The following is a 16,431-nucleotide window of genomic DNA, read 5'->3' as shown; positions in this document are numbered from 1 at the left end:
CGCGCCGCTGGCGGCCATGGCCGACACTGCGCGACCATGAGAGGTGCCCGCGCGGCACCCTGAAACCTGTCCGGGGAATCCTATGGCGCAAGCCGACGAGAAAGCGACCTTGCTGCACTGCCTGCTGCACTGGGAGCTGGTGCAGCCGCAGGCCATCTGGCTGACCCAGCCGCTGGGGCAGGGCCGGACGGTGGACTTCACCTGGGGCCAGGCGGCGGACCAGGTGCGGCGCATGGCCACCCACCTGCGCTCTCTGGACCTGCCGCCGCGCAGCAACATCGGCCTGCTGGGCAAGAACAGCGCGCACTGGATCATGGCCGACCTGGCGATCTGGGCAGCGGGCCATGTCTCGGTGCCGCTGTACCCGACGCTGAACGCCGAAACCGCCGCCTACGTGCTGGAGCACAGCGAGGCGAAGCTGCTGTTCGTCGGCAAGATGGAAGAGCTGTGGCCGATCGTGGAGCCGGGCATTCCGGCGGACCTGCCGCGCGTCGCCCTGCCGCTGGCGCCCGCCGGACTGGGCCCCTCCTGGGACGAGATCGTGGCCCGCAGCCCGCCGCTGGCCGAGGTGGTGCATCGCGACCCGCCGGAGCTGGCGACGATCATCTACACCTCCGGCAGCACCGGCCGGCCCAAGGGCGTGATGATCAGCTTCGCGGCGATGCGCGCCACCGCCGCCGGCGTCGACCAGCTGTATCCGCTGACGACCTCCGACCGCATGCTGTCCTACCTGCCGCTGGCGCATGCCGCCGAGCGCGTGTTCGTGGAGACGCTGTCGCTGTACAACGGTTTCCGGGTCTACTTCGCCTGGTCGCTGCCGACCTTCCTGGAGGACCTGCGCCGCGCCCGGCCGACGCTGTTCTTCTCGGTGCCGCGGCTGTGGACCAAGTTCTACCAGGGCATCTGCGACAAGCTGCCGCCGCAGAAGCAGCGCCGCCTGTTCCGGATTCCCCTGGTTTCGCGCATCGTCAAGCGCAAGATCCTGCGGCAGCTGGGCCTGCAGGACGTGCGCGTTGCCGTCACCGGCTCGGCACCGCTGTCGCCGCAGCTGATCGGCTGGTACCGCGAGCTGGGTCTGGAGCTGCTGGAGGGCTATGCGATGAGCGAGAACTTCGCCTACTCGCACGGCAACCGCCCGGGCCAGGTCCGTGTCGGCACGGTGGGAACCGTCGCGCCCGGAGTGGACTGCCGCATCGACGACAACGGCGAGATCCTGGTGCGCAGCCCCGGCAACATGATGGGCTACTACAAGGATCCGGAGAAAACCGCCGCCGACCTGAGCGCCGACGGCTGGTTCCGCACCGGCGACATGGGCCAGATCGACGCCGCGGGCTACCTGAAGATCACCGGCCGCGTGAAGGAGCTGTTCAAGACCGCCAAGGGCAAGTACGTGGCGCCCGTGCCGATCGAGAACCAGCTGGCCAACCACCCGGCGATCGAGGCGGTCTGCGTCACCGGCTCCGGCCAGCCCCAGCCCTTCGCCCTGCTGCTGCTGTCGCCCGAGGCGCGGGCCCAGGCCGATGCCGGCGGGCGCGAGACCCTGACAACCGAGTTCCGCAGCCTGCTGGGCGACCTCAACGGGCGCCTGGAGGACCACGAGCAGCTGGACTACCTGGTGGTGGTGGCCGAGCCCTGGACCATGGACAACGGCTTCCTCACGCCGACCATGAAGATCCGCCGCAACGTCATCGAGCAGCGCTACCTGGGCCAGGCCGAGACCTGGGCCAGCGCCCGGAACGAGGTGCTCTGGAGCTGAGCGCAGGCTCTTTGTGGACACTGGCTTGCCGGAATGACAGGGTGTGTGCCCGAAAGTGCCAATGCCGCTGCCATTGTCCGATGTTAGGTTCCCCGGAATGGCCCGGCTGTTCCTAAAAAAGGGCTGCGTTGCGTCGGAGGAAACGTGAAAAAACTGCCCTGGGCCGCCCTGCTGGCCCTGATCTCGCTGCCCGCGTCCGCCCTCGAAGGCGAGTTCTACGGCTTCGACATGCAATGGAAGACCCTGCTCTCGGCCGGCACCCAGGTGCGCATGCAGCACCAGGCCGAGGAGCTGATCGGCAAGACCAACATCCCGGGGCAGCAGAACCTCTGCGCCAGCGACGACTGCCTGTCGCTGACCGGCGACACGGCGCCCAACCAGCGGCTGGTCGATGCCCGCGGTGCCTATTTCGGCGCCAACGGCGATGACGGCAACATGGCCTACGACAAGGGCGACGTCGTTTCCGCCCTGTTCAAGATCAACACCGACCTGACGCTGCGCAAGGGCGACTGGCTGGGGCGCGTGCATGCCCTGGGCTTCTACGACCCGGTCAATGCCGACTTCGACCAGACGCACAGCAATACGCTGTACCAGCCGCACAAGACACCGCGCCCCGGCGACGCCATCGACCGCTACGCCTTGGGCACCGAGCTGTACGAGGCCTTCGTGCAGTACAACTTCAGCTGGGGCGAGAGCCGCGAGGGCGCGATCACCGTCGGCAGCCAGATCGTGCGCTGGGGCGAGTCCACCCTGCTGGCGCTGAACAGCATCAGCGAGATCAACCCGCCGAGCTACCGCAGCCTGCATGCGCCGGGCTCGGAGATCAACGAGGTGTTCAAGCCGGTGCCGGCCGTCACGATCGCCACCAGCCTGACCGAGGACATCTCCCTGGAGCTGTTCTACCAGCTGCAGTGGAAGCCGGCGGAAGTGGACCCGGCCGGCAGCTTCTTCTCCTTCACCGACTTCATCGGCGGCAAGGGCCTCACCGCCAACGTCTCCCTGGGCCAGTTCCCGGAGGACCCGAACAACGAGTTCGAGTTCAGCAACGCCGACCTGCGCCAGCTCAGCCGCACCACGCTGACCGTGCCGGTGCGCGAGATCGACGCCCGCGACGACGGCCAGTACGGCGCCAAGATCAGCCACTTCGCCAGCTGGCTCAACGAGGGCACCGACCTGTCGTTCTACTTCCTGAACTATCACAGCCGCCTGCCTTACGCCTCGATGTTCGCCGCAGACGACTCCTGCGCACGCGATTCCACCAGCATCGTCGGCGCCTACCTCGATTGCCGCGGCTTCAACGGCGACCTGCCCAACCCGATCTACGGCGAGGGCCTGGAGCCGCTGCCGGCCGACACCGTCAAGGTGGTGGTGGAATACCCCGAAGACATCCAGATGTACGGCTTCAGCTTCAACACCAACGTCGGCAGCTGGTCGATCGCCGGCGAGTACGCCTACCGCCCGAACCTGCCGGTGCTGATCTCGGTGCAGGACCTGTTCTTCGCCGCCGCGCAGCCGGCGCTGCCGGCCAACCAGATCAGCTTCGCGCAGCTGGTGGACCTGCAGTCGCTGAACCTGGCCGACCTGGCCGGTGCCCTGGGCGCCGGTATCGGCAACCTGCCGGACATCCTCGCCAATCCCGGCCAGGTGCTGGGGCTGCTGGGCCAGCTGGTCGCCCTGTCCGACGTGACCTTCCCGGCGGCCACCGACGCCTTCCCGGCCTACGTCACGCGCTACCGCGGCATCGATCGCGTGGAGGCCGGCCAGTATCTGCGCGGCTGGGAGCGCTTCGGTGCCGGCCAGTTCGGCCTGACCGCGATCCGCGCCGTGTCCGACATCCTGGGTGCCGACCAGATCATCTTCATCAACGAGGTCGGCTTCACCCACATCGTCGACATGCCCAAGCGCAACCAGCTGCAGTTCGAGACCTTCTATCTCAACTCGACCCATGCCAGCGGCGGCGCCGACGGCACCGGCCAGCCGGGCGGCGTGCCGCCGGCGACGCTGCGCTTCAACCCGACGCAGCAGACCAAGGGCTTCGCCGACGACTTCGCCTGGGGCTGGCGCTCGCTGATCCGCGGCGAGTACAACGACGTGATCTTCGGCCTGTCGTTCCGCCCGACGCTGATCATCGCCTGGGACATCAAGGGCACCGCGCCGCAGCCGCTGCAGAACTTCGTCGAGGACCGCAAGGAGTTCGCGCTGGTCAACGACATCCAGGTCAGCGAGGACTTCGGCGTGCGCATGGGCTACACCTGGTACACCGGTGCCGGCGATCGCAACAACTATCGTGACCGCGACAACGCTTCGCTGAGCTTTTCTTACGCGTTCTGAGAGTCTGCTGCCGTAGTGTCAACAGGCCCTAGAAAAGCGCCCCGGGAAACCGGGGCGTTTTCGTTTGGTGTCACCGCAGCTGCGCCAGCTCCCGCCGCCGCGCGCGGCGCTCGTCCCAGCCCGACAGCAGCGGCGCCACCGCCAGGTCGTAGACCATGCAGCTGATCGGATACAGCAGCGGCAGGCGCATCAGCGTCGCGATCCAGCGGCGCCGCGGCAGCGCGGCCCAGATCGCGGCGAAGGCGTCGATGCCGCTGAGCAGGCGGCCGTCGCGGGTCTGCACGTACAGGCGCCGCCGCAGCTGCTCGCGCTGCAGGCCCCAGGCGGCCAGCTCGCGGTCGGCCTCCACCGGGCAGAAGGCCAGGTCCACGCCGCCGCGCTGCGCCGTGGCTTGCTGCAGGCCCATGGTCGTGCGGCACACCGGGCAGCGCTGGTTGACCCAGACCCGCGCGGCGACCGGCGCCGGCAGGGCTTGGTGCAGGATCTGGTCCAGTGCCGCATCGATGCCGCCCAGCTCGTGGCGGAAGCCGGCGGCGAGCAGGCGCCGCGGCTCGACGCGCTGGCTCACCAGGAACAGGTCCGCCATCTCCCCGGCCATCAGGCGCAGCAGCCAGGCCGGGACGCGCCAGGGCAGGGGCCGCCGCAGGCTGCCTGCGAGCGCCGCGGCAAATGCGGCCTGCGGCAAGGGCTGCGGCGCCACCGCGTTGATGCCGCCGTGCAGGTCTTCGTCCTCCAGGGCGAGGTCGATGATGCGCAGCAAGTCCTGCAGGTGGATCCACGACATCCAGTGGCGGCCATCGCCCAGCACCGTGCCGCCGGCCAGGCGCGTGGCCAGTGCCAGCGGCTGCAGCACGCCGCCGCCGCGGCCCAGCACCAGGCCGATGCGCAGGCGGCAGACGCGCACGCCCTCGCGCGTCGCGGCCCAGGCCGCTTCCTCCCAGCGCCGGCACAGCATCGACAGGAAGCCTTCGCCGGCACCGCTGTCCTCGCCCAGTGCGGTGTCGCCGCGCTCGCCGTACCAGCCGATCGCCGAGGCGTTGACCAGCACCGCCGGCTTGTGGCGCAGGCGCCGGATCAGCATCGTCACCTCCGTGGTGACGGCGATGCGGCTCTGCAACAGGCGTTCGCGGCGCGCGCGCGTCCACAGGCCGCCGGCCACCGGTTCGCCGGCGAGGTTGACTATGGCGTCGATACGGCGTTCGGCGTCGATCGCCGCCAGCGAGCCCAGGGCTTCGACGCGCGGGCCGAACAGGTACTCCGCGCGCAGCGGATCGCGGCTCAGCACGATGATGCGCTCGCCGCGTTGCAGCAGGCGCCGGACCAGGGCGCGGCCGATGAAGCCGGTGGCACCGGTCACCAGCAGGGTGCGAGGGGCCTCGTTCGGCTCCACGCGCAGCGGCTCGCGCAGCCATTGCGGCACGCCCAGCCTGGCCACGGCGAACAGATCGTAGAGGCCCCAGCCCAGTACGCCGGCACCGAAGACGCCCAGTGCCCACGACCAGGGGCCGTGATCGACGGCCGTCATCGCGGTGGGCAGGCGAGTCCACTGCTGCAGTATCGGCGCCCACAGCGCCAGCAGCGCGCCGTAGTTCATCGCCAGCACGGTATGCAGCACGCGCTCCATCGGCGGCAGGCGCCGTGTGCGGTCCTCCACCACGAAGTCGGTGATCGTCACCACCATCTCGGTCGCCAGCAAGGCGATCAGCAGCCAGGCCCAGGCGCCCTGCCAGCTCCACCAGGCGATGCCGACGAAGATCGGTGCGTACAGCAGCTCGCGCAGCGTGTGCAGCGCCAGCTCGGTGCGCGCCTGCGGCTGCCGCGACAGGCCGGCTTCCAGTTCGTGGTGCCAGAGGTTGTCGAAGGCGCCGAGCAGGCACTGGATGCAGAACAGGATCAGGACGGTGGTCATTGCAGTTCTCCTGCGCGGTGGAACACGCCGTCCTGCTGGAACAGCGTGCCGAACCAGGGGTGGTGGATGGTCATGGCGAAGCGGAAGCGGCCGTCGCCGAGGTCTTCGTGGATCACGTGGGCGACGCCGGGCGACAGCAGGCCGGGCAGCCAGCGCAGGCGGCCGCCGGGCTGCCAGAAGTAGCGCAGGCTGAGGAAGTGCAGGGCGCGGTTGGCTTCGAACACCGCCAGGCGCATGCCGAAGCCGCAGCCGACGCATTCGCGCAGCGAGCCGTCGCTGCCGATGCGCTTGGTCGAGCTGACCGTGATCGCCGGGCGGTCCGGGTAGCGGTACTCGCGCTCCCAGATCACGCCGTCGTCGTCATGGCGCAGCGTGATCGCCACCGGCACGTCGCGGCCGCGCCAGGGCGCGAAGGGCGTGCCGATCAGGCGGCAGCACTGCGCCAGCAGCCAGCCCAGCGTCGAGCACTCCACCTGGTGCATCACGCCGACGTAGCGGATCGGCGCCTGCGGCGCTGGCTTCTCATGGAAGCGCTGGCGCACCGCCGCCGGCAGCCGCCACCAGCCCTCGCGGCCCACCAGGGCCTCGAAGTCGGGCGGCGGGGGCGGGTCCTGCGGCGGGACAGCGCGGAGGACCTGGGGGGTCATGAGGGTCATGGCGGGCTCCTGTTTCGGGCGGATTCACCTTCCATGTCCCAAGAGCCGTGCCGGGTTTTGCCATCTATTCAAGATCATGAAATAAAAAGGATTTTACAAAAGGCCGCCTGCCTGCCTGTAAACCAGGTACACGATTCCGGCTACTCAGCTGTAAACGAAGTTGATATGTTCCGGCCATGTCGCCGCTCTACGTCCACGTCGCCCTGACGCTGGCCCTGGTCGAAAGCCTGGGCCTGGGTGTGCTGCTGCTGCGCCTGCGCGGCGTTGCCGGCCTGCGGCTGCTGGTGCTGTTCCTGTTCGGCGTGGCGGCCTGGGTGCTGGCCTGCGAGCTGCCGACCTGGTTCGGGCCGGGCGCGATCCCGGCCGGCATGGCGCTGGCCTCGCTGTCGCCGCTGACCTCGGCGGTGTACCTGCACTTCGTGCTGGTGCTCTGCGGTACGCGCCGGCCGCCGGTGCTGCTGGCGGCGATTTATGCGCTGGGCGGGCTCACCTGCCTGCTGGCGCTGTGGCTGCCGCCGGGCAGCTACCAGCGCTGGGAAGGCTTCGAATATTTCTTCCTGCCGACCGCGATGGGCTGGGTGGTGGGCTGGACCTGGGCGCTGCTGGCGATCGCCGGGCACGCGGTGCTGTTCTGGCACTGGCTGGTCCGTCGCGGGCCGCCGCGCGGGCAGCTGGTGGCGATGTGCCTGGCCAGCGGCTGGGGCCTGATGTGCATGAGCGCCTACGGCTTCGCGTCCTTCGGCATCGAGCTGTATCCCTTCCCGCTGCTGCTGCTGCCGCTGTACCCGGTGATCCTGGTCTACGGCATCCTGCGCTACGAGCTGATGATCGTGAACGCCTGGGCGCGCCGCGGCCTGGCCTGGGCGCTGACCGTGGGCCTGGGCTCCGCCGCGCTGATCGCGCTCAGCACGCTGCCGCTGCCCTTTGGTGCGCCGCGCTCCGGCTGGGGCCTGTGGGCGGTGGCGGTGGCGACGCTGCTGGCCTCGGGCCTGCTGCTCGATCCCTTCCGTCGCCTGGCGACGCGGCTGGTCTACCCGGGCTCGCACCTGGGCGAGGGCGATGTCGAGCGCTGGCGCGCGCAGCTGCAGCCGGCGGAGTCCTACGATGCGCTGGCGCAGGCTGCGGCGTCGATCCTGTCGGCGCAGCTGCGCATCGGCATCGAGGTCACGGTGAATCCCGACGCGGCGATGGCCGACAGCGGGGTGCCGGCGCTACGCTGCCGCCGCGAGGGCGGGCGCTGGCAGAGCACGATGCGCGGCTGGGACGCGGCGCCGCCGGGACCGCGCCACGTCGCGCAGCTGTTCGGCACGATCCTGGCGGAGCGCGCGCAGCAGCTGGAGCAGGCCCTGGGCCTGGCACTGCGCGAGCGTGAGCAGCAGCAGCAGGAACGTCTCGCCGAACTCGGCGCGCTGGCGGCGACGGTGGCGCATGACATCCGCAACCCGCTCAACATCATCAACATGGCCGCGACCATGGCGGCGCCGGAACTGCGCAGCGAGATCCTGGCGCAGACCTCGCGCATCTCGCAGCTGGCCGCCGACCTGCTCGACTACGCGCGATCCTGGCAGGTAGAGCTGCGGCCGCTGGACCTGTCCGACTATGTGCGCGCGCTGGCGGCGCCGTACGCGGCCGTGGCGATGGGCGAGGGCCTGGATGCGCCGCTGCCGGTGCATGCCGATCCGCGGCGCCTGCAGCAGGTGCTGCTGAACCTGTTCGACAATGCCCGCGCCGCGATCGCCGGCATCGACGGCGGCCGCGTCGTGGTCGAGGCCCGTCGTCCGGACGCGCGTACCCTGGAACTGGCGATCTGCGACAACGGCAGCGGCGTGCCGCCAGAAATCCGCGACAGCCTGTTCCAGCCCTTCGTCTCGCGTCGTCCCGACGGTACCGGCCTGGGCCTGGCGATCGTCGCGCGCATCATGCAGGCGCATGGCGGCGACGTGGGCCTGCAAGCGCGCGAAGGCTGGAGCACCTGCTTCGTCCTCAGCTTTCCGGTGGAGCCATCCTCATGAGCAGTCCTTCCGGTCACATCCTGCTGGCCGACGACGAGCCGGCTTTCCAGCGGCTTGCCACGCTGTGGCTGCAGGGCCTCGGCCACCGCGTGTCGATCGCCGGCGATGCGGACAGCGCCCTGCAGCGCTTCCGCGAGCAGAAGCCCGACGTGGTGCTGCTGGACCTGGCGATGCCGCCGAGCATGACGCCGGAGGCGGGCCTGGCGCTGCTGCCGCAGTTCGGCAGCGTGCCTGTGATCGTCATCACCGGTCATGCCGACCATGCGCTGGCGCTGCGCGCCACCGAGGGCGGCGCCTGGGATTTCATCGCCAAGCCGGTGGACCCCGACCTGCTGCGCATGATCGTCGGCCGCGCCATGCAGAAGGCCAAGCTCGAACAGGAACTGCTGACGCTGCGGGCGCAGGCGGTGGAGGACGACTTCGGCATCGTCGGCCATTCGCCGGCGGTGCGGCAGCTGCGCGACATGATCCGCCGCATCGGACCGACGCAGCTGGGCGTGGTGATCCAGGGGCCCACCGGCACCGGCAAGGAACTGGTGGCCCGCGCCCTGCATCGCAGCGGCCCGCGTTCGGCCGGCCCGCTGGTGGCGGTGCATTGCGGCGCGGTGCCGGCGGAGCTGCTGGAAAGCGAGCTGTTCGGCCATCTCAAGGGCAGCTTCACCGGCGCGCACCGCGACCAGCCCGGCCTGCTGGCCACCGCCGATGGCGGCACGCTGTTCCTCGACGAGGTCGGCGAGATGCCGCCGGCGATGCAGGTCAAGCTGCTGCGCTTCCTGCAGGAAGGCACGTTCCTGCCGGTGGGCGGCCGCGAGCCGCGCCGTGCCGATGTGCGCGTGGTTTCCGCCACGCACCGCGACCTGCAGGCGATGGTGGCCGAGGGCACGTTTCGCGAGGATCTCTATTACCGTCTCAAGGGCATCGTGCTGCGTACACCGGCACTGGCCGAGCGCCGCGAGGACGTGCCCCTGCTGGCCGCCCTGTTCCTGCGCCGCGCCCTGGGCCGCCGCCGCGCGCAGCTGGCACCCGACGCGGCCGTCTGGCTGTCGCAGCAGGCCTGGCCGGGCAATGTGCGCGAGCTGCAGTCATTGATGGATTGCACGGCGGCGCTGGCGGGTGCGCAGGGCGGCGGCGAGGTGATCGCCGACGTCGAAGCCCTGTGCTTCGCCCAGGGCAGCGCGGCGCCGGCACCGCTGCAGCAGCGCAAGGCGCTGGACGAGGCGATTGCGGCGCTGGAGGTGCAGATGATCACGGCGGCGCTGCAGGAGAGCGAGGGCAATCGCTCGGAGGCGGCGAGGCTGCTGGGGATTTCGCGGGTGGGGTTGCTGAAGAAGCTCGATAGATTGGGCTTGCGATAAAAATACGGAGTTCCGTTCCGAACCGTTCATCCCGAGTGCCGCGTAGCGGTGTATCGAGGGACGCACACAACGGTGGTGCCGGCGACTACGCCGGTCAGGTGCGGTGGCTCTCTGGAGGTTTATTTCGCCCAAGGGCGAGTTACTTCTCTTTGTTATACGACAAAGAGAAGTAACCAAGAGAAAACGTACCCTTGTATCGGCGCCCCGCTCACGCGGGGTTCCCCGCCCAGTGGTCGGTCGCTGAGGGGTCGGACACACAGGCCATCCATGGCCTGCGTGTCCTCGGCCGGACATCCTGTCCGGCTCGACCCCTGCGCCCGACCCCTGTGCGGGCGCCGCTACGAGGGAACCCGGAACATCAAAAGCAATTCGCTGCGCTCACCAAGCCATTGGAAGAGGCCGTCACGCCCGCCGCTGCAAGGCGAAGATGTCCTCGACCTCTGCGATATACCGCCGCATCGCATCGTCACGGCTCATGCCGCGCAGGCGGATCCAGGCTTCGTGGCGGCTGCGTTCGTCCAAGTCGGCGAAAGTCATGCGCTGGGAGGCGGCGTCTCCGTGCAGTGCCTGCAGGTGCAGGGCATGCAGGCGCAGGGCCTGCTCCTGCGTTATTGCGGAGCGAGAGCCGGTGAGGCGCAGGCGCGACATCGCGGCTTCGAATATCTGTTTGAGGTCACTCATCAGTGCGAGCAAAAAAAGAGGCGGGGTCCGCAAACGGCATGGACCCCGCAACTCCGAGGAGCCTTGGGTAGCGACATGTTCTGCGCTGGGACACGGAGCGGGAATCGCCGCACGTGCCAAGCTGCTTGGCGGATCGGGACAGCGCCGCCGTTTGTTCCCCGCTTTGTACCGTTCCTCGGGGCCGACCCGAAAAGATAAGCAATCTGGCGCGAGCGGCTCTCACGCCGTAGGACGGCGATTACAGAGACTGCGCGGCATGGACGGCCAACGCTGCCGCCGAACCGAGGAGATGATCTTGAAGAACAACAAGCTGGCCGGCGCTGCCGGCCTCTGCCTGGCCTTGGCCCTTGCGGCCTGCCACCACTCCGCGCCGGTCGATGGCCTGTCAGGCGGGGCCAGCGCCGGGCTGCAGCCCATCCCGCGCAATGCGCCGAAATGCGCGCAGCCCGCAGAGGGGCAGTTCTTCCCGCCGGTGGATGCGACGACCCTGGGCTTCAACCGGCAGCGGCTGGACGAGGCGATCGAGTACGGCAACCGGCTGCTGAGCACTTCGATCCGCGTCTACCGCTATGGCTGCCTGGCCGGCGAGTCGCAGCGCGACCGCTACAGCATCTATGTGCCGCAGTTGATGGCCAGTGCCTCCAAGACGGTCCTGGCGCTGTCGATCGGCCGTGCAGTCACACTCGGCCATCTCCGTGTCGACGACCCGATCGGCAAGTACCTGCCCGAGGCCGATGCGCCGCATGGCGCATTGACCGTGCGCCAGCTGCTGACGCAGACTTCCGGACTGCGCCTGGTACTGGCCGACGAGATCGCCGGCCTGCTCAGCGATCCCGTGCAGCAGACGCTGGAGGAACCGTTCTGGTATGAGCCCGGCAGCGAGTACATGTACGCGCAGAACACGCTGGCGACGCTGTCGCGCATCGTCGAGCGAGCCACCGGTCGGGATTTCCAGGAGTTCACCCAGCAGGAACTGATGGCGCCGATGGGCATCCAGCGCAGCAGCTGGCTGTGGCTGCGTGACCGCAGCGGCGTCACGATTGCCCCCGGTGGCCTGATGATGCGCCCCGACGACGAGGCGCGCATGGGGCACCTCATGCTGTACAGCGGCCTGTGGAACGGCCGGCAGCTGATCGACCGCGGTTACATGAACGACCTGAAGCACGGCACCAAGGCCAACCCGGGCTACGGCTATCTGATCTGGACCAACGAAGGCGACACGCACAAGGGCAGCCACATCGGCCGGCCGGTGCCGGTGGACTACCCGCTGCTGCCGGGCAGTCCGCGCGATGCCTACGGCGCCATGGGGGCGCTGGGCCAGATGATCATTGCCGTGCCCAGCCGCCACATGGTGATCGTGCGCAACGGCGGCCCCGGCGACGGACTGTCGACGGTCGAAGGCATGAAGTACAAGGAACTGATCCGCCTGATCACCGACGCCGTCGACGACCAGAAGCGCATCACCGATCCGGGTCCGCTGACCTATCCGGAATCGGCCGGACAGTTCGACGACATCCTCGGCTACCTCAATGCCTTCGAGTGGAACCTCGCCGGCATCCTGCTGGGCCTGGGCCAGGACACGCTGCCGGACTGCAACCTGATCCTGTGCAACGGCCGCCTGATCGTGCAGGACCTGGCGAACTTCGGCGGCGATACCGTGCTGCAGTTCCTCGGCGTGGTGACCGGCAGTGCGACGGACGCCATGGGCGGCCGCGAGTACAGCGAAGTGATCTACCCGCAGAAGCAGGAGTAGGACCGGCGCGGAAGGCTCCGCCGATACATTCACAACAGGCCCGCTGAATCGGGCCTGTTCCATTTCCTGCCCTGCGCCTACGGCTGCAATCGGCAATGGCCTACAAGGCGGAGAACTTGGCCCATAAAGTTAATGAGACTGGCATTTCCTCCCATCACGAACGGGATCAGGCCGCCGCTACTGTGCCGGCCACGCTTGCGCAAAACAGCGCGGCCGACATGCAAGACATCAACATCACGGAGGATCACATGCCTGTTCATACCCGTCGTCTCATCGCCGCGGCTGCCGCGGCCACTTTCGGTTTCGTTTCGTTTTCCGCCCAGGCCGCGGCGCCGACCTTTGCCGCTCCTGCCCACTATGCCGTCGGCGGTCTCGGCGGTGGCAGCGTGCACACCGACGCGGTTGCTGCCGGTGACTTCAACGGCGACGGCTATCCCGACCTGGTCAGCGCCGACTATTACTCCGGCCTCGGCCCGCGCGTGATGCTCAACAATGGCAACGGCACGTTCCAGGCGCCGGGCACGGTGGTCACGCTGCAGCCGCTGGTGGGCGTGGTGGATTCCGCCGATCTCAACGGCGACGGCAAGGACGACCTGATCGCGACCAACGCCGGCAGTATCTGGGTGCTGCTCAGCAACGGCAACGGCACGTTCACGCAGAGCTGGAACGTGACCGAGTTCCAGGGCGGCCAGGAGGGCGTGGAACTGGCCGACGTCAACGGCGACGGCAAGCTCGATCTCGGCGTGCAGCTGCGCTATGGCGTGAAGACCTACCTGGGCAACGGCAACGGCAGCTTCGGCACCGGCGTGCTGACCGTGGTGCCGGATCCGACGCTGTCCTCCTTCGTCTACAGCGACATCAACAACGACGGCACTCTCGACATGGTGCTGTCGCTGGCCTTCATCGGCCAGTCGATCCTGACCTACCTCGGCAACGGCGACGGCAGCTTCACGTTCAACAGCCTCGGCGTTGCGCCGCTGGTGCCGGGCGATGTCATGGTCACCGACACCGATGGTGACGGCAAGAAGGACGTGGTGGTGCTCGCCGAGTTCAGCCCCACCCAGAACATCCTGGTGTTCAAGGGCAACGGCACCGGTGGTTTCACCAACCCGCTGACGCCGGCGCGTTACAACGGCGGCTACTTCACCGGCAACGCCGGCATGGCCGACTTCAACAACGACGGCATCCAGGACGTGGTGATTCCGGACGTGACCTCGCAGAGGGTCACCGTGATCATCGGCGACGGCAACGGCGGCTTCACTGCCGGCAGCAGCACCTCGGGTGTGCTGATCCCGCAGGGGCCGGCGGTGGCCGACTTCAACCAGGACGGCAAGCTCGACATCGCGGTGCAGGGGCTCACCAGCATCTTCAACCCGGCCTCGCGCCTGTCGGTGATACGCAACACCACGCCCTGAGCTTCAATCGGCAGAGAAAGGAAGGCCCGCTCCGGCGGGCCTTTTTCGTGGGCGGGGGCCTTACTCGATGACCCGAAATATCAAGCACTATGACCTCCGCGCCTCTCACCCCGGGCACTGCGCAGCGCGCAGAGTTCAATGCAGAACGGGCCAGCACCGCAGGCTGCCGGACCCGGCATTCAATCTGAGGAGATCGCGCATGGAAAAGACCACCCGGACCGCCTGGCATTTGGGGGTGTTGCTGGCCGTCACGCTGCTGGCCGCCTGCGGCGGCGGCTCGGGCGGCGACGACGGCACGGCCCCGGGCATCGACTTCACCAGGATGCTGTACCCGCCGACGCCGCTGGATGACCCTTTCTTCGACCAGCCCGACCCGATGCCGAAGCTCGCGCCGGGCACGATCATCGCTTCGCGCGAGGTACGCTACGCGCCGCTGGGCATTCCCATGCCCAACTCCGCCTGGCAGCTGCAGTACATGAGCACCGGCCTGCAGGGCCAGCCGATGGCGGCGATCGCCACGGTGGTCAAGCCCTTGCTGCCGGCGCTGACGCTCAACCGGCCGCTGGTGTCCTTCCAGTTCGCGATCAACAGCGCCGGCCTGAAGTGCGCGCCCTCGCAGCAGGTCACCGGCAGCTATGCCAACACCAACTCGCAGCTGGAGGCCCTGAACTACATCCCGCAGGTGCTGGCGCTGGGCTGGACGCTGGTGTTCCCGGATCACCTGGGCCCGACCTCCTCGGTCGCGGTCGGCCGCGTCGCCGGCCCGATCGTGCTCGACGGCATCCGCGCCGCGAAGCGCTTCGAGGCGCTGGGGCTGACCGCGGATTCGCCAGTGGGCCTGATGGGCTACTCCGGCGGCGGCGTGGCCACCGCCTGGGCCGCGGGCATGCAGCCGAAGTACGCGCCGGAGCTGGACCTCAGGGCCGTGGCGATCGGTGGCATTCCCGCGAATCTCGAAGCCACCGCCAGGGCCTTCGACGGCAGTGCGCTGTTCTTTCCGGTGATGTACGGCGCGGTGCTGAGCATCAACCGCCTGTTCCCGCAGCTGGTTCCGCCCAGCCTGCTGACGGAGGAGGGCAAGGCCATGGCCGAGTCGGTGAAGGACGGCTGCCTGGGCGGCACCACCGACGGGTCGGCGGGCCCCAAGGGCCAGATGTCCGACTACACCACGGTCGAGGACATCTATGCCACGCCGGGCGCGCGTGACGTGCTGCCGAAGATCTCGCTGCCGCAGCCCGATGTCGCGCCCACCGCGGACGTCTATTTCTATCACCAGGCCGCCGACCAGCTGGCGCCGTTCGCGGAGATGCAGAAGGTCGCCGACGACTGGTGCGCCAGGGGTTCGCCGGTGCACGTGTTCAAGGACTTCACCGGCGAGCACATCGTCGGCGCCGTCACTTCGGCACCGAGTCAGCTGCTGTATCTGGAAAGCCGCTTCGCCGGTGGCGCGCTGACGCTGCTGCCGCCGGGCACGAAATCCTGCAATTAGCCGGCAGCGACCTGGTCAGCCGCAGCCACGGCCCGCGGCGCCGCCGCCGGCTCGGGCTCCGGCCTGCGCCGGCGCACGTACAGCGTCTTGTGGACGCGGGCGACCAGTTCACCGCTGGCATCGCGGACTTCCACCATGCGCTGCGGTTCGTACTTCGCGCCGCCTTCGGTGCGCTGGCGGATTTCTGCGATCTCCGCTGCGTCCCACTCGAACACGGCAGTCACGGTGCCGCGACCGGGCTTGATGAATTCGATGCTCGCGGCCTTGTCCCAGATGAGGTATTCCGGCCCCAGTTGCGGCACCAGCATCAGCACCAGGAAGGGATCGCACATGGCGTAGAGGCTGCCGCCGAAGTGCGTGCCGAAGGCGTTGGCGTTGTAGAAGCGCTTCTTCATCTGCACCACCAGGCGGCTGTAGTCGGGTGCCATCCCGGTGATGGAGATGCCCGTGCCCCAGAACGGCGGCCACAGGTTCATGAAAGTGCGGAAGGCGGTGGGGCTGCGGAACAGTTGCGACATGGGAGGGCCCTGCGGGATCGACGAAAAGGGGTCCGCCGTGGTGGCGGACCCCAGGATGCTCAGCGCGAAGCTTCGGCGGTCAGGACCGCATCCGGCTCCACCGGGTGGATGTAGATGTCGGTGATCTGGTGGGGCAGGTTGGCATCGCGCAGCAGCACGATGTCGGCGTCCTGCACCAGGTGGCTGCTGCGCACGTTGATCACCGAGACGCGCGACACGCCGCTGACCTCCTGGAAGGCGATGGCGCCGAGCTGCTGGTGGGCGTTCAGCAGTTCGTCGACACGCTCCTCGGCGCTGCGCTCCTGCAGCGCCTGGGCGCTGTAGTTCTGCTGGACGTAGGCGGTCAGCGCCGGGCGCTCGGCACGGTTGAAGGCCTGGACGAAGTCCTCGACCGGGTCGGCGGCGCTGGCGGGCAGGGCCAGGGTGGCGGCGAGGGCGAGGCTGGCGGTCTGGATGGCGGTACGGAAGTTCATGGCGGTTCCCCTGTTGAAGGTGCCCTTTCGAGCTTGGGACCAGCCTAGTTCCATAACAGAACGCAATAAATCGGGCTGCCGGA

12 protein-coding genes are annotated in these 16,431 nt (G+C 68.6%); 7 read left to right on the top strand and 5 right to left on the bottom strand.

Annotated elements, in window-relative coordinates; all coding sequences use genetic code 11:
* Positions 1 to 82 precede the first annotated feature (82 nt).
* Together D0B54_RS16305 and D0B54_RS16300 are read left to right on the top strand one after the other, a co-directional pair.
* Positions 83 to 1,756 (top strand): AMP-binding protein, encoded by a 1,674-nt coding sequence (locus tag D0B54_RS16305; protein WP_117292329.1) that lies wholly within the window; start codon positions 83 to 85, stop codon positions 1,754 to 1,756.
* 144 nt (positions 1,757 to 1,900) lie between these two features.
* Positions 1,901 to 4,087 carry a DUF1302 domain-containing protein gene (locus D0B54_RS16300; RefSeq protein ID WP_117292328.1) on the top strand — a complete coding sequence of 729 codons (2,187 nt, stop codon included), beginning with the start codon at positions 1,901 to 1,903 and terminating at the stop codon, positions 4,085 to 4,087.
* Positions 4,088 to 4,157: 70 nt separating this feature from the next.
* Here D0B54_RS16300 and D0B54_RS16295 read toward each other — a convergent pair whose 3' ends face one another.
* Together D0B54_RS16295 and D0B54_RS16290 are read right to left on the bottom strand one after the other, a co-directional pair.
* Entirely contained in the window at positions 4,158 to 5,996 is a 1,839-nt protein-coding gene (locus D0B54_RS16295) for a TIGR01777 family oxidoreductase (protein WP_117292327.1), read from the bottom strand.
* A complete protein-coding gene (locus D0B54_RS16290; RefSeq protein ID WP_117292326.1) occupies positions 5,993 to 6,652 on the bottom strand; it encodes a DUF4166 domain-containing protein in 660 nt (219 codons plus the stop codon). Before D0B54_RS16290 ends, D0B54_RS16295 begins: the two co-directional genes overlap by 4 nt.
* Before the next feature lie 176 nt (positions 6,653 to 6,828).
* Here D0B54_RS16290 and D0B54_RS16285 point away from each other — a divergent pair, with 176 nt between their 5' ends.
* The gene (locus D0B54_RS16285) at positions 6,829 to 8,664 is read left to right on the top strand and encodes a sensor histidine kinase (protein WP_117292325.1); all 1,836 of its coding nucleotides are present in this window, start codon (positions 6,829 to 6,831) and stop codon (positions 8,662 to 8,664) included.
* On the top strand, positions 8,661 to 10,019 hold the full coding sequence (locus D0B54_RS16280) for a sigma-54-dependent transcriptional regulator (RefSeq protein WP_117292324.1): 1,359 nt from the start codon (positions 8,661 to 8,663) through the stop codon (positions 10,017 to 10,019). Before D0B54_RS16285 ends, D0B54_RS16280 begins: the two co-directional genes overlap by 4 nt.
* Positions 10,020 to 10,421: 402 nt before the next feature.
* Here the strand turns inward: D0B54_RS16280 and D0B54_RS16275 are convergent, their stop codons facing one another.
* Entirely contained in the window at positions 10,422 to 10,700 is a 279-nt protein-coding gene (locus D0B54_RS16275; protein ID WP_162932481.1) for an acyl-CoA-binding protein, read from the bottom strand.
* Between the two features lie 295 nt (positions 10,701 to 10,995).
* Here D0B54_RS16275 and D0B54_RS16270 point away from each other — a divergent pair, with 295 nt between their 5' ends.
* The 3 genes from D0B54_RS16270 (at position 10,996) to D0B54_RS16260 (ending at position 15,357) form a co-directional block, all read left to right on the top strand.
* Positions 10,996 to 12,453 carry a serine hydrolase domain-containing protein gene (locus D0B54_RS16270; RefSeq protein ID WP_162932480.1) on the top strand — a complete coding sequence of 486 codons (1,458 nt, stop codon included), beginning with the start codon at positions 10,996 to 10,998 and terminating at the stop codon, positions 12,451 to 12,453.
* A gap of 248 nt (positions 12,454 to 12,701) precedes the next feature.
* The gene (locus D0B54_RS16265) at positions 12,702 to 13,868 is read left to right on the top strand and encodes an FG-GAP repeat domain-containing protein (protein ID WP_162932479.1); all 1,167 of its coding nucleotides are present in this window, start codon (positions 12,702 to 12,704) and stop codon (positions 13,866 to 13,868) included.
* 199 nt (positions 13,869 to 14,067) lie between these two features.
* The gene (locus tag D0B54_RS16260) at positions 14,068 to 15,357 is read left to right on the top strand and encodes a lipase family protein (protein WP_162932478.1); all 1,290 of its coding nucleotides are present in this window, start codon (positions 14,068 to 14,070) and stop codon (positions 15,355 to 15,357) included.
* Here the strand turns inward: D0B54_RS16260 and D0B54_RS16255 are convergent.
* Both D0B54_RS16255 and D0B54_RS16250 read right to left on the bottom strand, forming a co-directional pair.
* Positions 15,354 to 15,875 (bottom strand): DUF4442 domain-containing protein, encoded by a 522-nt coding sequence (locus tag D0B54_RS16255; protein ID WP_117292319.1) that lies wholly within the window; start codon positions 15,873 to 15,875, stop codon positions 15,354 to 15,356. The genes D0B54_RS16260 and D0B54_RS16255 overlap by 4 nt on opposite strands.
* Positions 15,876 to 15,934: 59 nt before the next feature.
* Entirely contained in the window at positions 15,935 to 16,348 is a 414-nt protein-coding gene (locus D0B54_RS16250) for a hypothetical protein (protein ID WP_117292318.1), read from the bottom strand.
* Positions 16,349 to 16,431: the final 83 nt, after the last annotated feature.

The organism is Solimonas sp. K1W22B-7 (assembly GCF_003428335.1).
Lineage (GTDB): Bacteria > Pseudomonadota > Gammaproteobacteria > Nevskiales > Nevskiaceae > Solimonas_A.
Note: the sequence above shows the minus strand (reverse complement) of the source record. Positions and strands in the feature narration are given on the sequence as shown.